At 74.6% G+C, this 8,549-nt stretch carries 7 protein-coding genes and 1 pseudogene; all 8 read left to right on the forward strand.

Annotation, left to right across the window (positions count from 1 at the left end):
• Positions 1-32 precede the first annotated feature (32 nt).
• Complete coding sequence (locus ACYVPE_RS31715) at positions 33-1,073, forward strand: LacI family DNA-binding transcriptional regulator (protein WP_461037222.1); 1,041 nt, start codon at positions 33-35, stop codon at positions 1,071-1,073.
• Positions 1,074-1,075: 2 nt separating this feature from the next.
• A complete protein-coding gene (locus ACYVPE_RS31720; RefSeq protein ID WP_461037223.1) occupies positions 1,076-2,032 on the forward strand; it encodes a carbohydrate ABC transporter permease in 957 nt (318 codons plus the stop codon).
• Complete coding sequence (locus ACYVPE_RS31725; protein WP_461037224.1) at positions 2,029-2,880, forward strand: carbohydrate ABC transporter permease; 852 nt, start codon at positions 2,029-2,031, stop codon at positions 2,878-2,880. Before ACYVPE_RS31720 ends, ACYVPE_RS31725 begins: the two co-directional genes overlap by 4 nt.
• Positions 2,880-4,214, forward strand: coding sequence for an ABC transporter substrate-binding protein (locus tag ACYVPE_RS31730; RefSeq protein WP_461037225.1), 1,335 nt, complete (start codon positions 2,880-2,882; stop codon positions 4,212-4,214). The genes ACYVPE_RS31725 and ACYVPE_RS31730 overlap by 1 nt, the downstream gene beginning before the upstream one ends.
• A gap of 56 nt (positions 4,215-4,270) precedes the next feature.
• A complete protein-coding gene (locus ACYVPE_RS31735; RefSeq protein WP_461037226.1) occupies positions 4,271-5,398 on the forward strand; it encodes an ADP-ribosylglycohydrolase family protein in 1,128 nt (375 codons plus the stop codon).
• Between the two features lie 82 nt (positions 5,399-5,480).
• A complete protein-coding gene (locus tag ACYVPE_RS31740; protein ID WP_461037227.1) occupies positions 5,481-6,743 on the forward strand; it encodes an ADP-ribosylglycohydrolase family protein in 1,263 nt (420 codons plus the stop codon).
• A gap of 283 nt (positions 6,744-7,026) precedes the next feature.
• The gene (locus tag ACYVPE_RS31745; protein WP_461037228.1) at positions 7,027-8,208 is read left to right on the forward strand and encodes an ADP-ribosylglycohydrolase family protein; all 1,182 of its coding nucleotides are present in this window, start codon (positions 7,027-7,029) and stop codon (positions 8,206-8,208) included.
• A 174-nt stretch (positions 8,209-8,382) separates the two neighbouring features.
• A pseudogene (locus tag ACYVPE_RS31750) lies at positions 8,383-8,549 on the forward strand (ADP-ribosylglycohydrolase family protein); the annotation flags it as partial.

Here is an 8,549-nt window from a genome sequence, read left to right on the forward strand (position 1 = left end):
GCGGAATTCCCAGACCAAAAGGGATGGATGGGATGTCGAACGGCGGACAACCGACCATCGTGTCGATCGCGGAGCGCGCGGGCGTCTCGACGGCCTCCGTCTCCCGCGTGCTCAACGGCCAGGGCGCCCGCCGGGACACCACCGAGCGGGTGCGCCGGGCCGCCGCCGAGCTCGGCTACGTACCCAACGCGGTGGCCCGCTCCCTCAAGGACGGCCGCACCAGGCAACTCACCTTCGCCATGCCGGACATCGGCAACCCGGTCTACGTGGCGATGGTCAGGGCCATCCAGGCCGTCACCAAGGCCGCCGGCTACCGCCTGCTGCTGCACTCCACCGACGCGGTGGCCGAGGACGAGCTGGCCGTGCTGCGCAGCCTCGGCGACCGGACCAGCGACGGCCTCATCATCTGCCCCATCCGGATCACCGACGCGCACCTGGCGGCGCTCGCCGCCGCCGCGGGGCCCGTGGTCGTGATCGGCTCACTGCCGGAACCCGGCCTGGTGGACAGCGTCCGGGCCGACTCGGTCGCCGGCGCCGCGCTCGCCGTCCGGCACCTGTACGACACCGGGCGGCGCCGGATCGCGTTCATCGGCGGCCCGCCCGACACCGTCCCCGGGCACAACCGGGACCTCGGCTACCGCGGCGCGCTCGCCGCCCGCGGGCTGCCGTACGCCGAGGAGCTCGTGGTCCACACCGACTTCGGCATCGAACAGGGCAGGGCGGCGGCCGACCGGCTGCTCGCCGTCCGCCCGCGCCCCGACGCCGTCCTCTGCGCCAACGACCAGTTGGCGCTCGGCGCCGCGCACGCCGTCCTCGCCCGCGGCCTGCGGATACCCCACGACCTGGCCGTGGCCGGCATGGACGACAGCACCCTCGCACAGGCCGGCTGGCCGCCGCTGACCAGCGTCGACCTCGGCTCGGCGGAACGCGGCCGGCGCGCCGCCCGCATGCTGCTCGACCGCCTGGAGGCTCCGGCCGGGAACCCGCTCGTGCCCGCGCCCCGGAGCACCACCACCCCTCCCCGCCTCGTCGTGCGCGCCTCCACCGCGCCGGCGACCGACCCCAGAAGGTGACCATGAGTCTCACCGCCGCCCGGGCCGACGCCGCCCCGGGCAGCCGCGGCACCGCGCCGCCCAGAACCCCCGGCCGCCGTCGTCAGGCGCTCGGGCTCGACCGGGGAGCGTGGTTCCTGCTGCTCCCGGTGCTGCTCCCGATACTCGTGCTGAGCCTCGGGCCACTCCTCTACGGCATCTCGCTCGCGTTCACCGACGCGCAGGCCGGCCGCACCTCCGCCACCCAGTTCGTCGGCCTGCTGAACCTCCAGGACCTCTGGCACGACGACCTGTTCAGGGAGTCGTTCCGGATCGGCCTGGTCTGGGCGTTCGCCGTCACCTCGCTGCAGTTCCTGCTCGCCCTCGGGCTCGCCCTGCTGCTCAACCAGGACCTGCGGTTCCGCTGGCTGGCCAGGACCCTCGCCATCGTGCCGTGGGCGATGCCCGAGGTCGTCGTCGGCATCATGTGGCGGCTCGTCTACCACCAGGACGCCGGCATCCTCAACGGGACGCTGGCCCAGCTCGGCCTGATCGACGAGAACGTCGACTGGCTCACCGACCTGTCGCTGGCGCTGCCGGCGGTGATCGTGGTCGGGGTCTGGGCCGGAATGCCGCAGACCACGGTGGTGCTGCTGGCCGGCCTCCAGAACGTGCCGCACGAGCTGCGGGAGGCCGCCGCCATCGACGGCGCCGGCGTCTGGCGCCGCTTCACGACCGTCACCTGGCCGGCGCTGCGTCCCGTGGTGCTGGCCATCACCGCGCTCAACTTCATCTGGAACTTCAACTCGTTCGGCCTGGTGTACGTGCTCACCGGCGGCGGGCCAGGCGGCCAGACCAGGCTGCCGAGCCTCTTCGTCTACGAGGAGGCGTTCACCTACGGCCAGTACGGCTACGCCGCGGCGATGGGCCTGGTGCTGGTCGCCGTCGTCGCCGTGCTGCTGACGGTGTTCCTGCGGAACCGGCTCCGGGAGGAATCATGACCGTCGCCCAACGGACCGTGGCGCGCCGGGCCGGCCGCGCCGGGCAGTACCTCGCGCTCTGCGGGTACCTCGTCTTCCTGGCTTTCCCGCTGCTGTGGCTGGTGTCCACCTCGTTCAAGTCGCCGCAGGAGCTGGGCGCCATCGATCCGACCTGGCTGCCAAGAAGCCCGAGCCTGGACAACTACCGGGACGCCTTCGACGCGCAGCCGCTGCTACGGGCCGCGCTCAACAGCCTGCTGGTCGCGGCCAGCGCGGCGCTGATCGCCGTGACGATATCCGTGCCGGCGGCGTACGTGATGGTGCGCTTCCGCTCCCGGATCAGCCGGGCCGGCACGGTCTGGATCCTGATCAGCCAGATGTTCCCCTTCGTGCTGGTCATCATCCCGCTGTTCCTGGTGCTGCGGAACCTGCACCTGATCAACTCGCTGCCGGGGCTCGTCCTGGTCTACGTGGTCTGGAACCTGCCGTTCGCGCTCTGGATGCTCCAGGGCTATGTGCGGGCGGTGCCGATCGAGTTGGAGGAGGCCGCCGCGATGGACGGCGCAGGGCGGCTCCGCACCCTGGTCGGCGTCGTGCTGCCGCTGCTCACCCCGGGCCTCGTCGCCACCCTGATGTTCTCCTTCGTCACCGCCTGGAACGAGTTCTTCTTCGCCCTGGTCCTGCTCAAGTCACCGGAGAAGCAGACGATGTCCGTGATCCTCACCCACTTCATCGGCGCCGAAGGCGTGGCCGATCTCGGCCCGCTGGCCGCGGCCTCGGTGCTCGCCACCCTGCCCACGCTGCTGTTCTTCGCGCTGCTCCAGCGGCGGTTGGTCGGCGGCATGCTCGCCGGGGCGGTGAAGGGCTGATGGGCACGCGAACCACCCGCGCGGCCGCCGTCGCGCTCACCCTGGTCGTCGCGGCCGGCTGCGCCGGCTCGGGCGACGACGGCGCGGACGACGGCCGGATCACCCTCGAGTTCCTCAGCCTGGCCTGGCAGGAGGAGTCCGTGGCCGCCAACGAGGCGCTGGTCGCCGAGTGGAACGCGGTCAACCCCGACGTCGAGGTGCGCTACGTGCAGGGCAGTTGGGACAACATCCACGACCACCTGCTGACCTCGTTCGAGGGCGGCGAGGCCCCCGACATCATCCACGACGACGCCTCCGACCTCACCGACTTCGCCAACGGCGGCTTCCTGGCCGACCTCAGCGGGCTGCTGCCCGACGAACTGCGGGACGACATCCCCGCCGAGTCCTGGGACACCACCACCTACGACGGCGGCGTCTACGGCGTGCCGTTCCTCCAGGAGCCGCGCGTGCTGATCGCCAACACCCGGCTGCTCGAAGCGTCGGGAGTACGCGTCCCGACCACCGAACAGCCGTGGAGCTGGGCCGAGTTCGAGGCCGCCTGCCGGGCCCTGACGGTCGACGAGGACGACGACGGCACCCCCGAGACCTACGGCGTCGCCTGGTCCATGCGGGAGCCGGTGGCGCAGTCGGTCAACCTCTCGCTGACCACCGGCGGCCAGGTCTTCGGGCGGGAGGGCGGCGGAAACGGCGGAAACGGCGATAACGTCGTGCGCTTCGACGCGGCCGACTCCGCCGTCGCCGAGCTGGTGAACCGCCAGGTCCACGAGGACGGCACGGCACCCGAGGGCAGCCTCGGCATGTCGGGCTCCGAGACGCTGCCCGGCTTCTTCGCCGACCGCTACGCCATGGTGCCGCTCAACTTCTCGTTCCGGCAGCAGGTGTCGCAGCAGGCGCCCGACGGCTTCGGGTGGACGGTGCTGCCGATGCCGACCGGCGGACCCGAGCACGGGCTGGCCCAGGGCGTGGTGCCGCAGACCCTCTCGGTCGCCGAGGACAGCGAACACCAGCAGGCCGCCGTCGACTTCATCGCCTTCCTCACCCGGCCCGAGCACGCCGTCGACCTCGCGCTCGGCGACTGGATGCTGCCCACCAGCCGCGCCGCGCTGACCGACCCGGCCCTCAACGCCGCCGAGGACGGCTGGGCCGTCGGCGCCGAGATAGCCGCCGAGCTGCGCCCCTCCCCCGTCCTCGGGGTGCGCGGCTACCCCGAGTGGAAGGACAAGATCGCCACCCCGGCGTTCCAGGAGTACTACGCCGGGGCCCTGGACCTCGCGGGGCTGCGCGACGAGCTCACCGACGACGGCAACCGGATCCTCGACCGCTACCAGCGCTGACGCGGTCCCGCCCCCAAGGACCACCCACACCCCCAGGAAAGAGTTCTGACGACACCATGAGCGCCAGCACCACGACCGTCCCGGAACCGGAAGCGGAAGCGGGCCCGGAGGCGGAACCGGCACCGCGCCGGCTGCGCACCGTGCCCGAGCAGCCGCCGCCCGCCGCCGTCGCGCCGCGGGACCGCGCCCGGGGCGCCATGCTGGGCCTCGCCGTCGGCGACGCGCTCGGCGCACCGGCCGAGAACCTCAAGCCCTCCCAGATCAGGGAGCGTTGGGGCCGGATCGCCGGCTTCGTCTCGGACGACCCGGCCGGCACGGACGACACCGAGTACGCGATCTTCTCCGGGCTGCTGCTCGCCGAGCACGGCTCGGGGCTGACCGTGGAGCACGTCGAGGCGGCCTGGCACGAGTGGATCGCTGACCGGGACGAGGGGCCCTTCAGGGGCGCCGGGTTCAGCGAGCGTGGCACGTTGGAGAACCTGCGCCGGGGGCTCGCGGCGCCCATCTCGGCGCAGCACCGGCACGCCTGGAGCGACGGGCTCGCGATGCGGGCCGCGCCGTTCGGGGTGTTCGCCGCCGGCCGGCCGGCCGAGGCGGCCAGGCTGGTGGCGATCGACGGCACGGTCTCGCACGACGGGGAGGGCATCTACGGCGGGCAGGCCGTGGCGGCCGGGGTGGCGGCGGCGATGGTGAGCCACAGCCCCGACGTGGTGGTGCTCGCCGCGCTCTCGGTGGTGCCCGAGGACTCGTGGACGGCGCGCTCGCTGCACCGGGCCGTGACGGCGGCCAGGCGGGCGCGGCGCGATCCGCGGGCGAGCCAGCTGTCGATCGAGCGGGCCGTCAGGTCGGCCACGGTGATCGGCGGCTACCCGTGGACCGATCTGGCGCCCGAGGCGGTCGGCCTGGCCTTCGGCGCGTTCGACGCGGCACGCGGCGACTTCGCCGGGGCCGTGGAGACGGCCGTCAACATGGGCCGGGACGCGGACACCACGGCCGCGGTCGCGGGCGCGCTGTGCGGGGCGCTGCGCGGCGAGGCGGCCGTCCCCGCGGAGTGGGCGGCGGCGATCGGCCCGGTGCGCGGCAGTTGCCTGCCTTCGATGGCCGGCCGGCACGTGCTGGAGGTGGCCGACCGCCTCGCCGCGCGGCTCGGCCCGTCCAACGACCTGGCGGAGGTGGCGTCATGACGGAGCGGCACGCCGTCGTCGGCCGGTCCGGGGGGCGGCACGGCCCCGCGCTGCCGCCGAACGGTGTGCTGGCGGTGGCGCCGTGACCGCGTCGACCGCCGTGGCGGATCCCGGGCGCCGGATCGAGGGGCTCCTGCTCGGGATCGCCGCCGGGGACGCGGCCGGCTGGCCCTCGGGGCGGCACCGGGCGGCCCGGCTGCCGGAGTGGACGCGGCGGCTCACCAGGGAGCTCGACACCTTCGCCGAGCAGAACGCGACCACCACGCTGCCCGTGCCGATAGCGCTCAACCAGCCGCCCGAGCCGCTGCGGCTCGGCCCGTCGGACGACGCCGAGTGGGCGGCGTTCACCGCGCTCTCGGTGCTGTCGGCGGCCAGTGGCGGCGGCGCGCCCGAGGGGATCGGCGGCCGGGTGCGCTCCGCGCTCGCGCTGGCCTGGTCCGGCCTCGCGGACGAGGTGGCGGCGGCCGCCGAGCGGGCGGACGAGATCGAGTCGGCGCGGATCCCGCTGCGCGCCAGGATCTCGGTGCGCGCCGGCCTCGGCAACCTGGCGGCCGGCCTGCGGCCGCCCGCCACCGGCCACGACAACCCGCACTACTTCGACGACGCGGCCTGCGTGCGGGCCGCGGTGCTGGCCGCCGTCCACCCGGGCGACCCCGAATCGGCCGCCGAGCTCGCCGAGTTCGACGCCCGCTACACGCAGGACGGCGACGGGGTGCACGGCGCCAGGGCGATGGCGGCCGCGCTGGCCGTGGCGCTGGCCGGCGCCCCGGTCGACGCCTGCGTCGACGCGGCGCTGCGCCAGCTGCCCGAGGGCACCGAGATCCGCCGCAACGCGCTGCACGCCGTCGAGTTGGCCAGGTCCACGGTGGCCACCGGGCCCGGCCTGGCCGGCCACGCGTTCGCCCTGGTGCCGGTCCTGGAGCACGAGATCGTCGACCACGTCTACAGCTACGGCATCGCCGCGGCCGAGACGGTGCCGGTGGCGCTGGCCGTGGCCACCGCGGCGGCCGGCGCGGTCAGCGAGGCGGTGCCCTCGGCGGCCTGCCTGTCCCGGGTGGCGGACTCGGCGCCGGCCCTGGCCGGCGCGTTGACCGGGGCCGTCTCGGGCGCCGCGGCGCTGCCCGAGAGCTGGCGGGCGGCCTGCCGGACGCTGCCAGGCTGCGCGCTGCCCCGGCTGGCCGGCACCGACCTGGTCGAGCTGGCCGGGCGGCTCGCCGCGGGACCGTTCGCCGGGCGGGGCACGCCGACGTCAGCCGCCGGCTCTGCCCCGCCCGCCGCGTTCGCCCCCTCAACAGACCGCGACACGGCCCAAGACCGCGCCACTCAGAAGGGATCCACCGCTTGACCTCCTCCCCTCCGCGAGCGAAGGAGATTCCTACCCTCACGGGAGGACCTTTCTGCTTCGCCGCAGACCGCCCCCGGGACGAACCCAAGCCAGGGTCTTACACCTGCTCCACAGACCTCACATCCCGCCAGCCCGGCGGTAGACCACCCAGGCTTGGATATCGCCCCAGCGGCCCCGCCACCCTACCAGAGCACTCCGAAGTCATCCTGCTACACAACGTATTGCTCAGGCCAAGGAACGCAACCGCGCCCGGCGGATGCCAGGTCCCGTACAAGGAGCTCCCATGACCTCACCCATCACCCCCCTCCCCGACCTGGCCCTTCCCTCCCTGGAGAGCCGCACCACCGGCGCCCTGGTGGGCGCCGCGGTCGGCGACGCGCTCGGCGGCCCCGTCGAGGGCTGGACACCGGAGGCCATCGTCGAGCGGCACGGCGGCCGGGTGCGGGGCATCGTCGAGCCGTTCCACCGGGACGCGTGGCGCACCGCACGCCCGATCGCGCCGTACCACAAGGGCGACGGGCACGTCACCGACGACACCCTGATGACGCACGCGCTGGTGCGGGTCTACGAGCAGGTGCGGGACCACCTGGACGCGTACGCGGTCGCCGACCACCTGGTGCCCGACCTGATCACCACGCCGCGCTGGGTTCCCGAACTCGACGCGGAGGTGCTGCCGTTGCAGCGGATCTTCCTGGCCGAGAAGTGGATCGTGGCCCGGATCCACTACGGCCACGTGGACCCGCGCGAGGCGGGCGTCGGCAACATCGTCAACTGCGGGGCCGCGATGTACATGGCGCCGGTCGGGGTGGTCAACGCCGGCAATCCGGCGGGGGCCTACGCGGAGGCCCTGGACGTGGCGGGCGCGCACCAGTCGTCCTACGGGCGGGAGGCGGCCGGGGTGTTCGCGGCGGCGGTGGCCGCGGCGTTCAAGCCGGGCGCCACCCCGGAGTCGGTGGTGGCCGAGGCGCTGGCGCTGGCGAAGGACGGCACCAGGTCGGCGATCGAGGCGGTGTGCGAGGTGGCGGCAGGACACGACGACTTCGAAGCGGCGCTCGCCCCGCTGCGGGCGGCCGTGGCGCCGTTCGACACGGTGGGCACGGACTACCGGAAGCCGTCGCTCGGCGCCCGCCGCCCGTCCCGGCTGCACGCCATCGAGGAGCTGCCGATCGCCCTCGGCATGCTGCTCGTCGGCCGCGGCGACTTCCGGCACACGGTGCTCGGCGCGGTCAACTACGGCCGGGACTGCGACTCGATCGCCACCATGGCGGGCGCGGTGGTGGGCGCGCTGCGCGGCGCGGAGGCGGTGCCCGAGGAGTGGAGCTCCGAGGTGTCGCGGGCCAGCCGGCTCGACCTGCGGGCGCCGGCCGAGGCGCTGTCGGCGGTGGCCCGCGAGGTGTTCGCGCGGGACGTGGAGCGCCGGCGGGCGCACGAGGGGCTGTTCGGCGCGATCGCGGGGGCGGCGTGAGCGACGCACGCGCGGCCACCGAGCCGCGGACCACCACGACGCGCGACCCTCGCCGCGCGGGCGGAGAAGCGAACGAGGAGGCCCAGTGAGCGACGCACGCGCGGCCACCGAGCCGCAGACCACCACGACGCGCGACCCTCGCCGCGCGGGCGGAGAAGCGAACGAGGGGGCGCAGTGAGTGGGCGGGCGTTGCGGCTGACGTGGGTGCAGCCGGAGGATCTGGTGGGGCACGAGCTGCGGCAGGCGGCCCTGGACGGCCGGGACTTCTCGGCGGCGGAGCGGCGCTGGCTGGCCGGCGGCGGCCGGGCCGCGCCCGAGCGGGCCGGCGCCTCGCCGGCCCC

The sequence above is a fragment of the Streptomyces mayteni genome, assembly GCF_054783955.1.

What these genes read in the sequence shown, in the direction of transcription:
- ACYVPE_RS31715 (WP_461037222.1), top strand. Translation starts at nt 33, where the DNA reads ATGTCGAACGGCGGACAACCGACCATCGTGTCGATCGCGGAGCGCGCG.
- ACYVPE_RS31720 (WP_461037223.1), top strand. Translation starts at nt 1,076, where the DNA reads ATGAGTCTCACCGCCGCCCGGGCCGACGCCGCCCCGGGCAGCCGCGGC.
- ACYVPE_RS31725 (WP_461037224.1), top strand. Translation starts at nt 2,029, where the DNA reads ATGACCGTCGCCCAACGGACCGTGGCGCGCCGGGCCGGCCGCGCCGGG.
- ACYVPE_RS31730 (WP_461037225.1), top strand. Translation starts at nt 2,880, where the DNA reads ATGGGCACGCGAACCACCCGCGCGGCCGCCGTCGCGCTCACCCTGGTC.
- ACYVPE_RS31735 (WP_461037226.1), top strand. Translation starts at nt 4,271, where the DNA reads ATGAGCGCCAGCACCACGACCGTCCCGGAACCGGAAGCGGAAGCGGGC.
- ACYVPE_RS31745 (WP_461037228.1), top strand. Translation starts at nt 7,027, where the DNA reads ATGACCTCACCCATCACCCCCCTCCCCGACCTGGCCCTTCCCTCCCTG.